The sequence below is a fragment of the Paenibacillus sp. J22P90 genome (assembly GCF_059692195.1).
On sequence record NZ_JCAUAY010000002.1, the window covers coordinates 17,780 to 36,935 of the forward strand.

At 45.0% G+C, this 19,156-nt stretch carries 11 protein-coding genes; 1 reads left to right on the top strand and 10 read right to left on the bottom strand.

All coding sequences use genetic code 11. The features are described 5' to 3' along the window. Nucleotides 1–140 precede the first annotated feature (140 nt). From AC58UX_RS05025 to AC58UX_RS05050, 6 genes are all read right to left on the bottom strand, one after another. Entirely contained in the window at nucleotides 141–1,523 is a 1,383-nt protein-coding gene (locus AC58UX_RS05025; protein WP_497250113.1) for an extracellular solute-binding protein, read from the bottom strand. 129 nt (nucleotides 1,524–1,652) lie between these two features. Beyond that, on the bottom strand, nucleotides 1,653–2,477 hold the full coding sequence (locus tag AC58UX_RS05030; RefSeq protein WP_497250115.1) for a carbohydrate ABC transporter permease: 825 nt from the start codon (nucleotides 2,475–2,477) through the stop codon (nucleotides 1,653–1,655). Then, nucleotides 2,477–3,358: a carbohydrate ABC transporter permease gene (locus AC58UX_RS05035; RefSeq protein WP_497250117.1), complete on the bottom strand. Its 882-nt coding sequence runs from the start codon at nucleotides 3,356–3,358 to the stop codon at nucleotides 2,477–2,479. The genes AC58UX_RS05030 and AC58UX_RS05035 overlap by 1 nt, the downstream gene beginning before the upstream one ends. Nucleotides 3,359–3,399: 41 nt before the next feature. Continuing rightward, nucleotides 3,400–4,659 (bottom strand): FAD-dependent oxidoreductase, encoded by a 1,260-nt coding sequence (locus tag AC58UX_RS05040; RefSeq protein ID WP_497250119.1) that lies wholly within the window; start codon nucleotides 4,657–4,659, stop codon nucleotides 3,400–3,402. 101 nt (nucleotides 4,660–4,760) lie between these two features. Continuing rightward, a complete protein-coding gene (locus tag AC58UX_RS05045) occupies nucleotides 4,761–8,303 on the bottom strand; it encodes a glycosyl hydrolase-related protein (RefSeq protein WP_497250121.1) in 3,543 nt (1,180 codons plus the stop codon). A 261-nt stretch (nucleotides 8,304–8,564) separates the two neighbouring features. Then, entirely contained in the window at nucleotides 8,565–9,338 is a 774-nt protein-coding gene (locus tag AC58UX_RS05050) for a phytanoyl-CoA dioxygenase family protein (RefSeq protein WP_497250123.1), read from the bottom strand. A 151-nt stretch (nucleotides 9,339–9,489) separates the two neighbouring features. Between AC58UX_RS05050 and AC58UX_RS05055 the strand changes: the two genes are divergently transcribed. Then, nucleotides 9,490–10,260 carry a helix-turn-helix domain-containing protein gene (locus AC58UX_RS05055; protein ID WP_497250125.1) on the top strand — a complete coding sequence of 257 codons (771 nt, stop codon included), beginning with the start codon at nucleotides 9,490–9,492 and terminating at the stop codon, nucleotides 10,258–10,260. Nucleotides 10,261–10,304: 44 nt separating this feature from the next. On the opposite strand, the gene AC58UX_RS05060 is transcribed toward AC58UX_RS05055, so the two are convergent. The 4 genes from AC58UX_RS05060 to AC58UX_RS05075 form a co-directional block, all read right to left on the bottom strand. Continuing rightward, nucleotides 10,305–12,449, bottom strand: a complete 2,145-nt coding sequence (locus AC58UX_RS05060) for a MerR family transcriptional regulator (protein WP_497250127.1) — start codon at nucleotides 12,447–12,449, stop codon at nucleotides 10,305–10,307. Nucleotides 12,450–12,606: 157 nt separating this feature from the next. Next, nucleotides 12,607–13,821, bottom strand: coding sequence for a formaldehyde dehydrogenase, glutathione-independent (fdhA, locus tag AC58UX_RS05065; RefSeq protein WP_497250129.1), 1,215 nt, complete (start codon nucleotides 13,819–13,821; stop codon nucleotides 12,607–12,609). A gap of 169 nt (nucleotides 13,822–13,990) precedes the next feature. Continuing rightward, nucleotides 13,991–16,279 (bottom strand): chondroitinase-B domain-containing protein, encoded by a 2,289-nt coding sequence (locus AC58UX_RS05070; RefSeq protein ID WP_497250131.1) that lies wholly within the window; start codon nucleotides 16,277–16,279, stop codon nucleotides 13,991–13,993. 261 nt (nucleotides 16,280–16,540) lie between these two features. After that, nucleotides 16,541–19,141 carry a discoidin domain-containing protein gene (locus tag AC58UX_RS05075; RefSeq protein WP_497250133.1) on the bottom strand — a complete coding sequence of 867 codons (2,601 nt, stop codon included), beginning with the start codon at nucleotides 19,139–19,141 and terminating at the stop codon, nucleotides 16,541–16,543. Nucleotides 19,142–19,156: the final 15 nt, after the last annotated feature.

Below are 19,156 nucleotides of genomic sequence, written 5' to 3' on the forward strand. Positions count from 1 at the left end.
CTATTCTTAGATTATAGGAATAATATACCTCCAGGTTGATAAACTTTCAATCGCCGCTGGAAAATCCCCCCTAGTTAGGGGCTCATTATACAATATTTACAGGAGAAATAGCGTTTCCGCCATTCCTCCCGTTATTCATTTTACTTTTTATTAGCAACCTCTTGCACTTTAGCTAAGACTTGATCCATGTTCATTTTACCGCCAATCACGAGTTCATAATTCGTTTTAAAATCTGTCCATTCTTGCTTGTTCGCGATCAAACCTGGTACATGGGGGCTGGATTGGCTTGTTTTCTTATAAATATTAATCATATCCTTCAGTACGGGGTAATCCACTTTCGTCATATCCACATTTTTGTTACTTGGGAATGTACCCGCTTCTTTCAACGCGGCCAATTGCACATCTGCACTCGTCATATGTTGGATATATAGTTTCGCAGCATCCTTCTGTTTAGTCCAGCTTGTGATTCCCCAACCAGTGTCAAAGAGGGAGAATTGAGTCTTCGGCTGCACGGATCCAATGCTTGGGAAAACGAATACGCCGACATTGTCATGCCCAATCCCATCTCCGAGTTCCTTCCAATTCAAAGTGTCAGACCAAAGACCGCTGATGATCGCTGCTTTCCCATTCTTAAACATGTTCGCTTGATCTGGATATAGGGCCAACGAAGTCGCATCCTTGTTGTAATAGCCTAAATCCCGAAGATCTTGGATCTTCTGTAGCGCGCCCGCTACCTTCGGATCTGTCCACTTGATGTGGTCCGTCGTACGGAAAGTCGCTAATTCCTCGTAGGATAAAGAGTTAAAGAGCAATGAAGTCAGCCAAGCATTGGCATTGGCGCCACCTTTAGCCGTCGTGCCAATTGGCGTGATACCTTTGTCTTTCAGTGTTTTGCTTGCTGCCAGCAACTCATCCCACGTTGCCGGTGCTTTATTCGGATCAAGACCCACATCTTTAAATAATTTCTTATTGTAATACCAGATCGAACCTTGAACGGAAATCGGAGCTAAGTAGATATGCTCAGCGAACTGAACCGGGTCTTCTTTTTTACCTAGCGGGAAGTTCAATTGTTCTTGGGTGGCCGGATCAAGCAGAGTTTCAAGCGGCAAGAGGGATTCTTTTACACCCTGCAAATTGCTGCCTCCGTTATACAGCGTTACGTCTGGACCATCTTTGGACATCATCGCCGTTTTGAACAAGTTGCGGAAATCGTCGTTGGCCGGTTGACCGACATGCTCAATTTTGATATAAGGATATTTCTTCATGAAAGATTCGTCGGCTTCCTTAAAGACCTTGCCAAGACCTTTGCTCGTATCCCCGTAAAACCAATCCCATACAACCAACTTAACATCCTTCGGTTTCGCTTCAGCGGTTGCTGCTGCAGTTGCAGCTGCTGGACTTGCTTGCGTTGCCGGGCTGCTCGAACTCGTTGACGTGGTGCTGCTGCTGTTACTTCCACAGGCACTTAAAATCAAAGTCATGACAGCGATTGAAGCGATCGTGTTTACGTTTCTCTTTTTCACGAATAGAAGCCTCCTTTTAATATGAAAGCGGTATCTTTCTTACTCGAACTCAATATAGCAAATCGCCGTTCGTATTGTCAAACTATTTTTATTATAAAATAAATGTATTTTATTATTATGGTAATTAATTCACTCCTTAATCGATCCTGCCGTAATACCAGCAACAATTTGCCTTTGGAATAGGACATAAAACACGATGACGGGAACGACAGCAATGAGCAAACCTGCTGTTAAGAGCGGGATGTCTGTTTGATATTGACCTTTGAGTAGGGCGATCCCCGTTTGCAGCGTACGCTTATCTGGTTTTTGCAAAATGATGAGCGAAGCATAAAACTCATTCCACACATACAAGAAGCCGAGAATACAGACGGTTGCGATCGCAGGGCGATTCAGCGGCACGAAGACACGCAGGAATAATCCCGTCACAGAAGCGCCGTCGATCACCGCTGCCTCATACAGTGATTTGGGAATCGCCTTATTGTACGAAGTCAGAAATAAGATAAAGAATGGCCCATACAGCGCAATATAAACAAGCAGCAGCCCCGTGAACTTATTGAACAAATGAAAGGTGAGCAGTTCTTTGAACAATGGCACAATAATAACGGGAAGCGGAATAATATTGCTAAGAACAAATAGGACAAGTATCACAGGCAGCCACTTGCTCTTCCCCAACGTGAACGTAAACGCAGCCATGCTATACAGCACGACAAAGCAGGCAAGCGACAACACGGTCATCCAAAGCGTATTCATGGAATATGACAGCAGCTTACCGATTTGGAGCGCACTCGCCAAATTGTCAAATGACCAATTCGTTGCCATGCCAAGCGGATTGAGCGAATACTCCTTCGAGGTTTTGAAGGATGTCACCACGATGAAATACAGTGGAAACAACGTTGTTAGCGAGACTAAGGAAAGAAATAGAACGGAAGGGAATTGAAATTTAAACGTTCTCATCACTGCGTTTTCCCTCCTCGTTCAGATAACAACAACCGCTGCACAAGCATCACTAAAGCAACTAAAATCATGAGGATGATGCCTAGGGCTGATGCATAGCCAAATCGACTTTGCCCGTCGGTGAATGCGACATTATAAATCAAATAATCAAGCAAAATCGTCGATTTTCCTGGGCCGCCTTTGGTCAAGGCATAGACAAGTCCGAATTGGTTGGTAAACAGACTAATCGTATACATGATGGCAAGAAACTCAATGGTTGGTTTCAACATTGGCAATATAATGCGGCCAAACGTCTGCCACCAGCTTGCGCCATCTATTTTGGCTGATTCCAGCACCTCATGAGACATAGTAGACATCGCTGCAAGCGTGATAATCATACCAGTCCCCATCCCCGCCCAGACAAGCACAATGATCAGAATCGATCTAGCCATCCACGGTTCTGTTAAAGGATCCATAATAAGCTGTGTAAGCCCCAATTCCTTCCACATCATATTAATGGGACCGTTCATCGACAGCATGATGGAAAAGCTGAAACCGATTACTACAGCTGAATACACCTGTGGAAGAAAGATGACGGAGCGGAAAAACGCTGATCCCCATACTTTTTCGTAAACAAGCACAGCCAATAATACGGATAAAAGAATTTTAATCGGGATGCTGATGAAAAATAATAAGCTGTTGAACAAGCTCGTTTTAAATGCATCGTCCGTCATAATTTCAATGTAATTTTTCAATCCGACGCTATTCGCTTCAATGCCATTGTAGTCAGTAAAGCTGTAATAAAAAGACTGTGCAATCGGAACCCCTTTGAATAGAAGAAGAATAATGACAACAGGGAGTAAGAACGCGTATAACACATAGTGATCTCTTTTTCGAAGCAAGACGACTGCCCCTTTCGTGGTACTGCTTACGTGAAAACCAATTAATAGCCCGCTTTGATTGCGAATAGTTTATCCTGAAGCTCTTGCATCTTAACCTCACGCATCCCACATTGCTGCTGAATAGCCATGACAGCAGCAGTTCCAGCTGCTTCTCCCATCCCCATCGCGGTGATGGTTACACGAGAAGAGCTTAAAGCTTCCCGCGATGCCGAGTGGCAGCGGCCTGCAACGATGACATTGTCGAGCTTTTGCGGCAACAGTGTCCGGTACGGTATATCGTAAGGTGCCGGCTTGTAATGCGTATGCGGATGGACACCTACGGAGCCGTCGGAAGGATGCATATCCAGGAACCAAGAACCTTTCACGATGGCATCATCGAATGTCCGCGTGTTGGTAATATCATCCACGGTTAACGTGTAATCGCCAACAATTCGCCTCGTTTCTCTTACACCAATTTCCGGACCCGTCGAGATGAGATAGGCATCTTGAAATTCAGGCAGCGCTTTTTTCCAAGTTTCAAACATAATCCATGCATCCTCACGCCCTCGCATCTCAGCCTTACTTTTCAGGTCTGGGTCCAAAGGCTTCGAATGAATCCTAGTTGCATTAATCGTGATTTCATCTTTGGCTAAGGAGAACATCCAAGGGCCGCCGTAACAAGGCAGTTCCCCATTCTCGAAGGGTGCTTTTAAGGCTTCTTCGCACTTAGCAGGCAAATCGTCATCGACTTTCACATTTCCGATGCGGAAATGTAGTGTCATCGGTTGAACCGTCTCACTCATTTCATAAGGTGCTCCTGCCCAGCCTGCGATATCTCCATCACCTGTACAGTCGATTACGACTTTCGGCTTAATGGCATATATGCCCCCTTTGTTCGCGGTGATAACCGCTTCAATCCGATTTTGGCTGACACAAACGTCTACAACTGGACTATGATACCAGGTTCTAATCGCTAACTTCGAATAGTAGTGGTCTACAAGGGTCTTTAACTTCTCTGGGTCAACGGTTTGGTGAAGACCATCTAGTCGGGTAGCCGTTGGGCTGGCATATCCCATTCTGGCATACATCTCAAATGCGATGCCTTTCACAATAATATCGCCGTTGCGCAAATCTGTTAGTCCGTCGAAAAAGGGGTTATGAACGGCGGTGATTATACCTCCGGAGTAGCCATTCTTCTCAAGCACCATGGTGCTTGCCCCGCCTCTTGCCGCTGCTATAGCAGCGCCAATGCCCGCGCAACCGCTTCCACAAATGAGAACATCCACTTCAATTTGTTGTAAGCCCTTCGCATATGAATACATAGATATCCTCCTGAATATTCACTATTTTTATATTAATGTAATTATAATACCATAATATAAGAAATAATGCATTAAAAAAGCGGGAAATCCCGCTTTATTCTCTAAAAGGTATCTCTTCGTTCCGGAAGCCGCTTCGTCACAGGTGTTTCACCTCGAACACCCAGACAATGATCCTGAATATTGCCTGCGTAATCGGTTATATACACCTTGTAATACCAGACATCACCTGGCGTAAGCCCCGTATCTTCCCACACTTGTAACTCGTACTGATTCGGACTCAGACGTGCTATTCGATTGTCACGACAAGGTTGGAAATTCGGCTCCGCCCCTCGAAACAATTCATAATAAGCAACATCTGGCTCCGTATTCCGTTTCCAATAGACGGCTAATGCGTCCCAATCCAGAGGAACGACGCTTAAACTTTGAATTGGTTTAGGCGCGGTCTTATTCACTAAGCTCGTTTCTGCAAAAGCTTTCGCACGCGCATGATCGGACTGCCCATTGTGTGCAGTGCCAGCAATAACCTCATAGTAATATTCCGTGCCTGGATGAAGCCCTGTATCAAGGAAGCAAGCCGACTCCACATAACCCACCTGCGTATGCAGGGTAGGAGGAGCTAACGGATCTTCGGAACGGTAGATAAAGTAACCATGTCCAGCATTTTCTTTTTCCACCTGCCACGTTAATTGAATCTCACTATCACTCAGTGGGGTTACTGTAAGAGCTTGAATCTCCTGATACTCTGCTTCTTTCACATGTAATTGAATCGTTGCCATATCATAAGAAGGGATTGTAAGGAAGAGATAGCCGTCCTCCAGCTCCAAAGACTGCAAACGATTTTCCACCAAATCACAGGACCATGCTCGATCGATCTGAGCGAAGCCAAGATGGACTTTAACGCGTGTGGTCGCTCGTCCTTCCGTTTCAACAAGGCGAAGCGTGTAGCCATCTCCTGGTTTTTCCGACCTTTTCAAGACAACGACTTGCACGTTGCTCTGGTCAACCTCAATGAAGCTTATCTGCTTCTCCATTGGCTGATGACCAACATCAGCGATTAATGGGCTGGCTTGCTGCCAACCAAATGAGGCTGCCTCACCTTCCTGCCAATTGCCTGCATGGGAACGAATCGAATAAGAGAGTTCAGCTTTATAATCCTCTAAGCTTAACGTCGTAAGACCTGACATACGGTTAGACCATGCGTAGCTATAGAGATGTGAGCTCTCCGGAATATAATCAGCGCTTAATTGGTTGTAATTAATCTTCCCAAGGTGAATCGCTGAGGCCTCGTGCGGAACAAAGGTTATCCCGAAGGAACCATCCCCACTGCTCACATCCAACCATCTGTTGACGGTGACGAAATCACGTACAGAAGGTAAGAAATCCTCCGCAGGATCAAGAGTCCCCCCCGAATATTCGGCTCTAAACGCTGGATTATTTACTTGAAAAGGGAAGGAAACAAACACATTTTGTTTGTATCGATCATTGACCGAGGTATGCAGAAAATCCATGCGCTCCGTTCGATTGATGACATCCAAGTGATCGGCATTGGCATACAAACGATAAATGGATACCAGCTTTACGCCAACACGGCGATCGGCTAACTCCACTCGGATTTCTGACATCACGGGTCCAACCGTGCAGGACACATTAGCTGTCTCTCCAATAGAAGCAACCGTTAAATCTTTGGACAAAAGCGTGTAAGAGAACTCGCCAGTCGTCACTTGCAGCCACTCATTAAACCCATGTGCAGCTTCCGCATCTAATAATGAACGCTTCAATTCCTTATCATACAGTGTACAAACCCGTCCATTCATACGGTCGACGGCAAACCGATACTTTGCATTTTCAATTGTGAACGCTTCCAACGCTTCCCCAATTTGCATGTCTTCCCGGCCAGCTTGAAGCTGAGGTTCTTTTACCAGGGTGTAGGTCTTATAACCGTAGGCAGGTACATCCGTTGCATAAAAAATAAATTCATTGCTGTTCTCAAGCTGTTGAACCGACGTTTCAGCCCCTGTCGACTCATCTCGCAATTGGCTGTATGTTAATAAATCGTCGGATGTGGCTGTGAAAATGACATGCCCTGATTTCGTGTGAGCCAGCGAATTCCAAACGGTCATTGTTGAGCAAGAACCATCTGTTCTCGTTGTGGCTGATAAACGTGAAATAGATTCATTCAGCAGCGTGTTCACTTCTTCAGCGGTTTGCCTGATTTTCTTCGTTTTTACAACATTGGTGTTAAAAATATTCATATTGTTGCCTGGTAGCATCGTCGGCCAGCAATGTTCATCGAACTCCACGAGATTGATGTAGAGATCGTTCAATAATTTGCCTGGATACGTCACGTCGGATCGCGATGAAGCTATAGCATGGAGCCCTTCTGCGAAAGCTAAGTGACGCGTCGCTTTGCGTTTAATCCCTTGTGAAGCCGGATCAATACTCGAATAATCGCCAGAGTAGTTGTTGGTATCCCCTTTTACGACCGGAATCTGGTCACCATATACCTCTTCAAGCCGCAGCATCGCGTCATTAGCATCTGAAAAACATATCTGCGGATACGCAAACTTGCGACGCCATTCTATGAGAATACGCTCATCTTCATGGGGGATTTCCCAATCGATGTAGTTGCTCATGAGAAGTGTGTCATACGGATAGTCACCGTACATCTCTCCACTCTCAACACGCAGCAAAAATTCGGATAATTGCTTAGCTGCAGGCTCTACATAATTCATTCCCCCGCCGCCGGCCTGACCGATCCACAAACTCTCCCCATAAAAGTCGGTAAAATAGCCGAGTATGCGGTCTCTCCCGTTAGGTGCCGTCAGCCAGCAAACCTTTGGCATGCCAATTTCCTTATGCGAACCTGGTCCGCGAAAGGTCGTTCCAAATCGATAAAAGTAGCGAAACCCTGACTTCGCAAAGGCTTGAAATGACGACCATGATGCGCTCGGATTATCGATTACTGCAATCCCTTTGACATCCAGATCGAAGCGGTCCTTCATTTCCCTGCGAGCAGGATAAGAGGCTCGAGCGATCTGTTCATAGTCCATCCAGTGCCAATGTGGACCACTTGGATTTCCTAACAATGTCATTAAACCGGACTTCAAATACTCATCAACAAATTGTCGCAGCTGTGCTGGTGTCCGTTGCTTCTCATAAGCACGAATGTACCCCATATGCTCTAGATGGTAGTGCCATTCATGCAGCTGATCCTTATCTCCAACTAAACGTCTTGCCAAATCCATATAATCAGCCGCTTCCGCCTGCATATGGTCCACGCGACCGTCATAGCCTAAATCATAATGGGATGCTTTGACTACATGAACACGCCATTTCCGTTGTGGCTGCCACATCTTTGAATAAGAAGCAAGTACTTCTCCTGATTCTTTCACGGAAAGAGAAATCGCAACCAGGGTTGGCGTTTCCATATCGCTAACTCTCACTTCGAGTTGTTGATCCCCTTCTATAAGCGTGACTTGGCTTTCCCACTCATCACCTATTGATTCCCCTTCGACTGTTACTTTTAACACAGCCTCAATTCGCTCTATACCATGACTTCTTACTGTCACGTAAACGATCTGGCGTAGAGGCTCTTCGTTAGGAAAAAGTACAGTCGGATTCAAACCGACAATATGTATGCTCATCTCGGGTACCGTCCTTATTTTGGAGTAGTCGAAACCGAATAGCTTGCTGTATAATCATGTTACAAGGATTAATAAAACGCTTTCTTTTTTTGTAATACAATAATAAAGTAATATAATTACCATAATATAATAATATTTCATTTCTTACCTTCTGGCAACTCAAACATTTATTCTCCAGCTTGACAATGCTCCCCCACCCTCGTTTATTGAAAAAATAAAAGAAGAGCTCCCGATATTTCCATCAGGAACTCGTACCATTTATTACTGACCATCCTCTTGTCGACCAGGCGCAATCCCAACTAAATGATCATTATAATGATAATGATCTACACCCTTAACTAGAAATGCTCGCCAGTTCGGATTTTTCTCTGGATCCCAGCCCATCTTCACCTCAGGTGTTGTAAAACGAAGACTTAAGGCAACTCGCGGGATGTTCGACGTGTTTCTTTCTGAACCGTGAAAGATCGTTTCTGTGAAAAACACCGCTTGCCCTGGTGTCAATTCGATATCGATCGCTTTGCTCTCATCAACGAGCGATGCGTCAATTTCACTTGTCAGAAACGACTTATCTGAAGGATCTACAGGTTTATGTTCGACAAGATCAATATGTGTTCCAGGAATAATTCTTAGACATCCATTTTCTGTAACGGAAAAACCTAAGCTGAGCCATGCTGTTGCGTTAATCGGCGGATCCATCGGCCAGTAATGAATATCTTGATGCCACGGAATGCGTTTCTCGTTGCGAGGCTCCTTATACCAGAAGTTCGTTGACCATAAAATAATGTTCTCGCCAAGAATCTCGGAAATCGGACCTAATATGGCTGGATGGGTTGCAATGTTATAAACCCACTCATTTCGAATATGCCAGCCTGCCATATCCATCGTAGTTCCACCTGGATGATACTTAGATTGTTCAATTTTTTGAAAAAACCGTTCATACCCCTTCTCAGCTTCCTCTAATGACAATACTTGTACAGGAGCGCAATATCCTTCTTCGGTATACTGAGACATTGAGAACGTTTTTCCTGATTGCATCATAATTTTTCACCTTTTCCTAAGTTCATTTACCGTCTGTGGTATAGTTTAATTATAGCTGCATGGGAATAGAGAGAGAATTAACAATACTATTAGTTTCTGAACAATTCTCAGGTTATAATTCAAATGAGTAGGGAGAGGAGAAAACGCCTTGTTTCATTTTCACTACATTAACTATAACGAGCTGCAGCCTGGATATTCACACAAATCAACTTTCTTACCGGAATGGCACTCCGTTTTGCTGGGACTTGAGGGGCAAATCACCTATTACTTTGGCGAGCAAGTATTCACCGTTTGCAAAGGCGATCTTATTTTCATTCCAGCAGGCTTGCAACGAAATTATGACATCGCTAAAGATCGGATTCATGCCTCCTATTCCATTCATTTTTCAACAGTTGGCTCGGAGACGGACATTCCCTTGGTGCATCTCCAACAAGTTGTACACTTGAAGCTTCGCAATCATTTGTTCTATAAACAACGATGTATAACCATGCATCAACTTTGGCTCGCGCAAGCTCCTTACTATCAGCACTCCTGCGAGGGAATCTTATTAGAACAATTAGCTGGGCTTAATCGGGAATTGGACATGCCTTCTCCAACCAAAAAACATTCACTTGTAGCCGAGATCCAACAATTTATTATCGAGCATTATCGGGAACCGCTGCGCATTGAGCAATTATCGGAGCATTTTGATCGACATCCAAACTATATTACGTCTGTGTTTCGAGATGTCCTTGGTTGTACGCCGATCGAATTTCTTCATAACATTCGCATCACTTCTGCCAAAGATTTGCTCATGAACACCTCAATGTCTATTGCACAAATCTCAGACTTTCTGGGCTATTGTGATCCCGCTTACTTCAACCGCGTTTTCAGAAAAAAGATGGGACATCCCCCGTCATCACTCCTTAAAAATCGCTAAGAACGTCACACAGACTGTGTGACGTTCTTCAGTGATTCCATGTTTTATATGCCTAGAAATTTAGCCAACTTATCCAGCAATCGTTGCTGGGAAGTCAACTGGATTGAAATATTATCAAACCGTTGGTTGAGTACATCTTCATTAGAATCAACTTGGTTGGTAACTGCTTGTTCAATGAGCTCAGTTAACCGCTCAGCGCTTATATTGTAATTTTTATGCAACTCTTGCTCTAATTCTGTAATACTTTCCTTATGCTGCTTTCGCAATTCATATGTCGCTGCGTGCATTTCACTCCGGAGATTCTGCTCCAGCACATCTGTGATTTGAGGTTTAAAAGATTGAAGCTCTTGTTCCAACTTCAAAATATTTTCTTGCAGTTGTTTCTGCAGCTCACTTGACACTGCTTGCATTCCTTCACTGAGGCCTTGCTCCAACTTTGCTGTGATGTTCGGTTGAATGATAAGAATATCTTGTTCCAATCTCGAAACACTATCCTGAAGCTGCTGTTGCAGCTTAGTTGTTGTTGCTTGCAGTTCGCTTGTTGTTGCTTGCAACTCACTTGTTGTAGCTTGCAGCCCACTTGTTGTTGCCTGTAACTCACTTGCTGCTGCCTGCAGTTCCCCCTTGAGGCTGAGATGTTGCTCCTTCGCTTCGACAATTTGGGGTTGAACAGCCTGGAGCTCTTGCTCCAACTTCGAGATACTATCCTGAAGCTGCTGTTGCAGCTCACCTGTTGCTGCCTGCAACTCACTTGTCGTTGCTTGCTGCTCACTTACTGCTGCTTGCAGCTCACTTGTTGCTGCCTGCAACTCACTTGTCGTTGCTAGCAGTTCCCCCCTGAGGCTGAGATGTTGCTCCTTCGATTCGACAATTTGGGGTTGAACAGCCTGGAGCTCTTGCTCCAACTTCGAAACACTTACATGAAGTTGCGCCTGTACCTCATTTGTTGTTGCTCGCAGCTCATTTGTTGCTGCCTGCAAGCCACTTACTGCTGCATGCATTTCCCCCCTGATAACGAGATTTTGCTCTTTCGCTTCCGCTATTTTGGGTTGAAGGGCTTGGAACTTTAGCTCCAACTTTAAGACGCTTTCATCAAGTTGCTCCTGCAGTTCATTTGTTGTATTGGCCAATTCACTTGCTGATGTGACCAGTTCACTCCGGAAATTTTCTGCCAACGTTTCGATCAACTTAGGGAACTCATGCTTGAAAATGTGGAGCTCATCTTCCAACTTCGTGAACCCTTCACTTTGTTGCTCCTGCAGTTGCTCTTGCAGCGCCTTGGTTACTGCAACTATTTCACCTTTGAGCTCTTGCTCCAGAACTTCCACTTGCTTTGGTTGAACCGTATAAATCACGTGCTGCAGTTCTTGAACCTGATCCGCAACATGCTTGTATTGGTTATTAAGCACATCCATATTAGCGGCAACTTCGCTGCTGTCGTCTTGTTCAATGACCTCAGCTACCTTGGACGTAAAAATCTTAATAATATTGCGCAGCTCAGCAACCTCTTCGGAAATGCCATTAAAATGTAGGTGCAACGTTTTAGCCATGTTGGTATACCGCTCATCTTGATTAGCATCCTTCGTGACCTCAATCATCTTTTCCATAAAAGTAAGCACAATATTCCGAAGCTCCGCCACTTCATCCGAGAGCTGATCGAACAGAACGTTGACGTAATTTTTCGTTGGTGCGACTTGTCTACCACTCGAAATGGAAGATATGCCAACCAATTGACTATCATCTACTTGTTCGTTTGTTAGCTTCGGCGTTTTTATCGCTTCAATTTTTTGCGTTAGAAACTGTACGAGATTACGTAATTCCAAGATTTCATTGCTTAAATGGGGAGTAACTTTGTTTTCGGTTAGAGGTACATTCACTTCAGTGACAGGGACAGAAACAGGAGTAAGCGCAGGTGAAGGCGTTACAAGAATCTCCTCACTTTTAGGAATACGAATTCCTTTCTGGCTCATTTCCTGTAAATATTCGCTAATCATTTTAATTGATTTATTGGCATCTTTCATTTTTGAAATGATTATAAATACCTCCAAAGCCTCATCGGTGTATCTATAGGTTCCCCCTACAGCGATGGTTGGAAGAAAATCACCAAATTGCCTTGACCATTCCACAATCGTTGCTTGCGTTTTTCTAAGTTTTCGCGCGATTTCATTGAGCTTATATGTCTTTTTCATTGTCGACGATCATATCCTTTCTTTTCTTCTAACGTCCAGTGGGCTTAGGCATCTATAACATGGTATTCAGGAGCATATGCAAATGTCATTACCTGCAGCAAATTGTTCGCACGCAAAAAGGCTGCCCTATAAATAGGACAGCCCCGAAATAAACATTTTATTTTACAAGTCCGTGCGGATCAATAACGAATTTGCGAGAAACACCACGATCGAATTCTTGATAAGCTTGAGGTGCATCTGCCAAAGAAATGAGTGTCGCATTCACCGCTTTGGCGATTTGTGCCCTGCCGCTGAGAATCGCCATCATCAGATCTCTGTTATACTTCATAACAGGTGTTTGACCCGTTACAAACGTATGCGATTTCGCCCAGCCCAGTCCGAAGCGGATTTTTAATGTACCAATTTTGGAATCTTCATCCACTGCACCTGGATCGCCCGTTACATAAAGTCCCGGAATCCCCAAACTGCCGCCTGCACGGGTAACTTCCATAATGGAATTGAGTACGGTTGCAGGTGCTTCCCCATGCGCTTTGCCATGACCATGTGCTTCGAAGCCTACGCAGTCAATGGCCGAGTCCACTTCAGGCGATCCGAGAATCTGATCGATTTGGCCAGCTAAATCAGCGTTCTCACGCAAATTAACCGTTTCGCAGCCAAAGCTTTTCGCTTGTGCTAGTCGCTCTGCATTCAGGTCCCCAACGATAACTACGGCTGCACCAAGCAGCTGTGCGGAATGAGCTGCTGCCAGTCCAACTGGTCCTGCTCCAGCTACATACACCGTCGATCCTGGACGAACCCCCGCGCTAACTGCACCATGATAGCCTGTAGGGAAAATATCCGAGAGCATCGTCAAATCAAGGATTTTCTCCATGGCTTTTTCCTTGTCAGGGAATTTCAGCAACTGAAAGTCCGCATAAGGAACCATGACATATTCCGATTGCCCGCCGACCCATCCACCCATGTCAACATACCCATAGGCAGAGCCTGGTCGATCTGGGTTCACATTTAAGCAAACATTCGTGTTCCGTTCTCTACAACTGCGACAACGACCACAGGCAATATTAAAAGGTACGGATACTAAATCTCCCTTTTTAATAAATTCCACATCGCGCCCAACTTCAATAACTTCACCTGTAATTTCATGACCTAAAATGAGTCCTGACGGAGCCGTTGTCCGACCTCTCACCATGTGTTGATCGCTGCCACAAATATTCGTTGTTACGACCTTTAGGATAACCCCATGCTCACATTTTCTTCCGACATTCAATGGGTTAACGCCTGGTCCATCCTTAAGAACTAATTCAGGATAATCGGTGTCACGAATCTCAACACTTCCTGGTTTGCTGTAGACAACTGCCTTGTTTCCTGCCATGTTCTCTTCTTCCCCTCACACATTAATTATGCTGAGTTAGTCCCATTCATAAAAGGTGTCTTGGATCACAAAATTTTGGAAGTAACGCAAACACAAGGATACTATTCTCCTTTCGAACTAAGAATCCTGCCTTGCACTAAATAAAATGATACCGTTTACACGTACACGATTATGGCGCATTAGGTCCAACCTCAGATGCAACCAATGGGTGTTTGCCAAAGGACGTGCTCGAAGACCGTTCATCTGCTCCAACATCATTGGTCGAGCGTGTTTCGCCATCCATATCTTCTGTCACATTAGTGTAGGTTCCCACCGAAGCGTTGATGGCAGGACTGCTGGATGATAGCTTTTGCAACCCGTTTACAGTCGTCAATTGCGGATTGATGTTCCAAATTTGGGCAGATGTCCTCGAACCATTATTGCTAACTGTACCGCCGTAACCCATATTCCCTTCAAATACCGTGTTGGTGGTTCCAACTTCATTATAGAGGGTTCCTGTGGAATTTCGGACGATATTATTAGCCACTCTGCTGTCCTGTGGAGCTAAAGGTTTACCAGAACCAACGATAATTCCAGTCGTGCTGTTCACAATCGTATTGTTGACCACTTGTGCTCGGTAAATTTTCCATTGTTCTCTCAAGTCATCCGCTGATGGATTGGAAGGATAACCACCTGTACCACCATCATAATCAGCATTATCAAGAATAATCGCGTTAGCTGTTAGATTTTCCATGTAATTGTTGTAAATCTTATGATCGTTTCCATAAATGCGGATTCCTGCTTGTTCCGATTCTACACCATCACCTAGGAAATAGTTGCCGTAAAAGGAGTTGTTATGCCCATGTCTCGAGGTGAGTCCCCCCTTGGACGTCTTGAAGGTATTGTAGCGAACGGTATTGTTACTGCTTTTCACAGAAACGATTTCAGGCTCCCCATCGCAATTCTCGAATAAATTGTATTGAATCGTATTATATCCATTAGATAATGAGATTCCCGATAAGCCAAGGCGTATCGTTTCTTTCCCATTGGCCACCCATGGCCCCACATCATGAAAATAGTTATATTCGATTACGTCATACTGTGAAATGTTCCCGTTGTTGTCGCCTTGATAAGCGATCAGAGGATCTGTGTCGCTCTTCGGTCCAAAGTCATTATGATCAATTCGATTATGATGACTATTAACTCCGCTAACTTGAAGCCAGATTAGGGTGCTCCCCGTTGCTTGAAGTGCGAATTGATTCCGCGTAACGCGAATGTTGTTGGATCCATCTAAAAGGAGTCCTGTATTTCCTAAGTTTGTAAATTTCAATCCCTCAATCACGACATTGGACGAGTTTACAATTTGAAGAGAAGCCCCGCCAGAAATAATCGCCTGCCCCTGATTCGCAGCTTTAAGCGTGATCGGGCTGCTTGGGGTGCCGTTTTTGTTACTCAAGACAAAGGGTCCTGTTTGTGAGTAAGTCCCGTTTGCTAATACGATCGTTGTACCTGCAATTGCATTGCTTAAAGCGGTTGCTAACTGGGCGGAAGTGGAAACAGAAACACCTGGTATGACAGGAGCTTCACCATAAATCTCTACTTCGGTATAACTGTTCCATAAGTTGTTGGAGTTGCCGTGACCAACAATTCGCACATAACGAGCTGATGCTACATCAGGGAAGTCGAACGTTTGTAAGCTTGTGTTCAAACTGCTCGTCACATTGGACTGAACCGTCGTGAAATTCACATTATCCGTGGACGTTTGAATATCGAAAGTCGAGGTTCTCGTATCCCCGCTTACAAAGGCTATTTTTATATAGGCAACCCTGACGCTCGAGCCCAAATCATACTTGATCCACTGTCCATTGCCGCTAGCTGACCAGCGAGTGGTCAAGTTTCCATCCACCGTGTTAGCAGGGACATTCCCATCGTCCGCGCTAGCGGTCACGTTAGACCCTGAGACAGAGAACTTTGTGTCCACGGAAGCGCTTGCAGAAGTGTCGCCGTAAATTTCTACCTCGGTGTAACTGTTCCACAAGTTGTTGGAGTTGCCATGTCCGACAATTCGCACATAACGAGCCGGGTCAACATCGGGAAAATCAAATGTCTGCAGGGCAGTAGTTAAGCTGCTCGTCACATTAGCTTGAACCGTCGTAAAAGTAACATTATCCGTAGAGGTTTGAATATCGAAAGTCGACGTTCTTGTATCCCCACTTATAAAAGCGATTTTAATGTAAGATACTTTTTTAATGGAGCCCAAATCGTATTTAATCCATTGCCCGTCTCCGCTTGCTGACCAACGCGTCGTTAAGTTGCCATCCACTGTATTAGCTGGTACATTCCCATCATCGCTACTTGCCGTCACTCCTGATGGTGCGACTGACAATTTCGCATCCGCAGCATAGCCTGCAAGTGGAATCATGGTAATTAACAAACTAATCAATAGCAGAATAATTCCTACTTTTTTACCTTTCCCCATAAATACATCCTCCCTTGATTTGGATTGCTATTTGAACATTGAATTCTCCTTACTCTGTGAACTCCTTTCCTTGATGTGGAGTGCGTACACTCACCTCCAATTTAATATAAATCAAAGAAAATAATTATCATCATAATCGTAAATTTATCTTTAAAATCGAAACTACCTACCCTCATTAATTAAAATGACTATTTAAATGTAGAGGTGAACGCATTAGAAGAGGCCCATGCTCAATTGCATAGGCCCATTACAGTTCACTCCTCATGTGAGATTAGGCAGTATGCAACGGTCTTGCAACTGTTGCCTATATAGACTGCGCGGTTCAACATGACTCCCGAAGCTTTCCCAGAAAGCTTCCTTGCGCTGCCGCTGATCATAGGGACTTGGAAGAACTGATTTCCCTTTACTTCCAACATGTCCTAACGCATAATTTTGAGCGGTTGGAGGTTGTTGCGAGACCAGCTCATTGGATGTATTCCAAGTGACATAGTTGGCCCCAGACCAGCCATGCCCGCTCCCCAACCAGGCTCGATCCTGAATATGGATCCGGCTCTTTACATTGTCATAGAGGCAGCCAACCGACCAGCGATGATGCGGTTCACTTGTGTTGTAATCCTGTTGCGACTCACAGTCGAGGAATACGTTCGGTCCTGCAACACGCGCATCAACGGCAAAGGCATGCCTTGCCGTTTCCGAGTAGGCTCGCTGGACAAGTGTTAGCTCACCCATAAGATGGAACGCATACCGACGTCCTCCCGTAACCAAGCTGACAAAATCATAAGCTGCACAATCCTGGATGGTTATCCACTTCACATCGCGTCCAACCTGCACCAGTGCATGCTGGAGATGGAAGCCAACGACATTGCGTATCCACGCGTTTTTAACATAATCCAGATCAATGAAATTAATCGCATGCTGCTCGTCAGCCAGGTATGGTTCACTGCCCTCATTGCCATCGATTCGCGACTCATGGATCGTGGGATCATAGGAAACGACCACCCTCAAATATTCGATACCGATCTGTTCTATTCGGCCTGCATCCTCGTATTTGATTAGCGACCCGCCTCCCCAGCGGGTTTCAATTGCATTCGCGATTGGAGCGTCTAGTGTAATACGATTGCCATCTATATGAGTGATCACTCTGTCGAACTCCAGCTGGAACGGAAGCCATTGAGCAGTTCCGCCTGCTACTGGCCTCAAGCGAATCGCATCCATACCAATGGCATGAATCCAACGTTCATTTCCATAGCGAAGCACCTTGACGGTGTCTCCAACCCGATAGCAGGATACATCACTAACATGGATCGTTCGTGCTCCCGATGGCACATAAAGATCACAAATGGAGGTCTGCGTCTCAGGCAGCAGCCTAGGGGCTGATTCTCCCCTTATTTCAAATACATTTCGCTGCTTCGTTCCTGTGGCATGCAGTAAGGTTCCACCCTCGGCTTCCCCCTCACCACGTACGACAATGCCGCTTGCCTGAATCTCTATCGTACCATCTACGGGGTAGATGCCCTTTTTCAAAAGGACAGTACCACGAAAGCCCGACGAAGATAGAGGGAGATCAGCGACCCGATTAATTGCTGCCTGAATGTGTGTCGTATTATCCCCCTGTATGGGATCAAGTGAAATGACAGGTACGACATCAGGGATTGCTACGCCACCTCCACTGTAACCACAGTTTGAAAAATCGATGATCTGATTCCCTTTGAAATCAGGTACATAAACTAGTTTCCCTTTTTTATCAAAATGTACGATTTCACTTTGCCCTTCTGTGTGTGTATGAGGGGGCTTAACGGTAAAATAACAAGCATCATAATAGGAGTGACCGTCTTCTACTTCCATCACCATATTTATCTGGTATGTACCAGGCTCCTTCACTTCGCCTGGAAATGTAAACATCGATGCCGTGCCCGCTGCCAATTTACTTTCAGGAAAGCTCCCTACCAGCAGTCCCGTTGACGTGTTCACTAATGAAATTTGCATATGCATCGCTACAGCAGGTTTAACCTGCAGTCCTGGATAGGTATGACCTAGTTCTAAAAAAGCTGGCTGACCAATATCCATGACCAAAGAAGGATGTACCAGATCGATATCCACCAACCATTCCGCAGGATTATACACATCTATATAAAAGGTGGCCTCTTTCTTCACCCCGTCAAATGTGACGCTAACTATCATCTGTGAGATGCCGGACCTGAGACTGGTTATCTCGTTATTCTCATCTACTTTCACCACGTTCTCGTTGCTGCTTCTGATCGAGATATCCTCATTCGTGAAGTCGACATCCGAACCGTCTGTTAGACTCCCCTTCAGCGCCAGTGCCACTCGGTTGTTCACTTGTATCGTTAATGTATCATCCTGATCGTAAGCGCGACCTTCAACCGTGCAAACTACGCGATCTAACAAGGGGCCGGAAGGAATCGTTAGCCGTTCAAAAATACCGAAATTAATGAGCTGTAAATCTCGCTCCGGATCAAAGAGCTCCATTACCAAGTTTACGTATCGTCCGCTCACTTTTGGAAAAAGCGCCACTTCGTCTACACTGATCCCGCCTCTCGACGTTTCCCGATTAAAAGCTTCATGCCAAATTACTCCGTTTGAAGAATGAAGAATACGGTATTTATGAATGAAACCGGATGCCAGCTTCAATTGAACACCATTGAACAAGTAGCAGTCACCTAGATCAACCATGATCCATACGCTGTTATTATCCTTTTTATCGGAGCTTAATGGCTGCCAATAGGTATCTAAGGCACCATCTACCGCATGAAGGCCCATCCTATCTGTCATTTCTGAACTGCAGATTACTTCGCAATGCAGCGCGAGATTGATCTCCGTGATCGCTTCTGTTTTAGACATATCATCGTCCCTCCA

Coding starts and splice junctions, on each gene's coding strand:
- AC58UX_RS05030 (WP_497250115.1), bottom strand. CDS start 2,477: ATGAGAACGTTTAAATTTCAATTCCCTTCCGTTCTATTTCTTTCCTTA.
- AC58UX_RS05040 (WP_497250119.1), bottom strand. CDS start 4,659: ATGTATTCATATGCGAAGGGCTTACAACAAATTGAAGTGGATGTTCTC.
- AC58UX_RS05045 (WP_497250121.1), bottom strand. CDS start 8,303: ATGAGCATACATATTGTCGGTTTGAATCCGACTGTACTTTTTCCTAAC.
- AC58UX_RS05050 (WP_497250123.1), bottom strand. CDS start 9,338: ATGCAATCAGGAAAAACGTTCTCAATGTCTCAGTATACCGAAGAAGGA.
- AC58UX_RS05060 (WP_497250127.1), bottom strand. CDS start 12,449: ATGAAAAAGACATATAAGCTCAATGAAATCGCGCGAAAACTTAGAAAA.
- fdhA (WP_497250129.1), bottom strand. CDS start 13,821: ATGGCAGGAAACAAGGCAGTTGTCTACAGCAAACCAGGAAGTGTTGAG.
- AC58UX_RS05070 (WP_497250131.1), bottom strand. CDS start 16,279: ATGGGGAAAGGTAAAAAAGTAGGAATTATTCTGCTATTGATTAGTTTG.
- AC58UX_RS05075 (WP_497250133.1), bottom strand. CDS start 19,141: ATGTCTAAAACAGAAGCGATCACGGAGATCAATCTCGCGCTGCATTGC.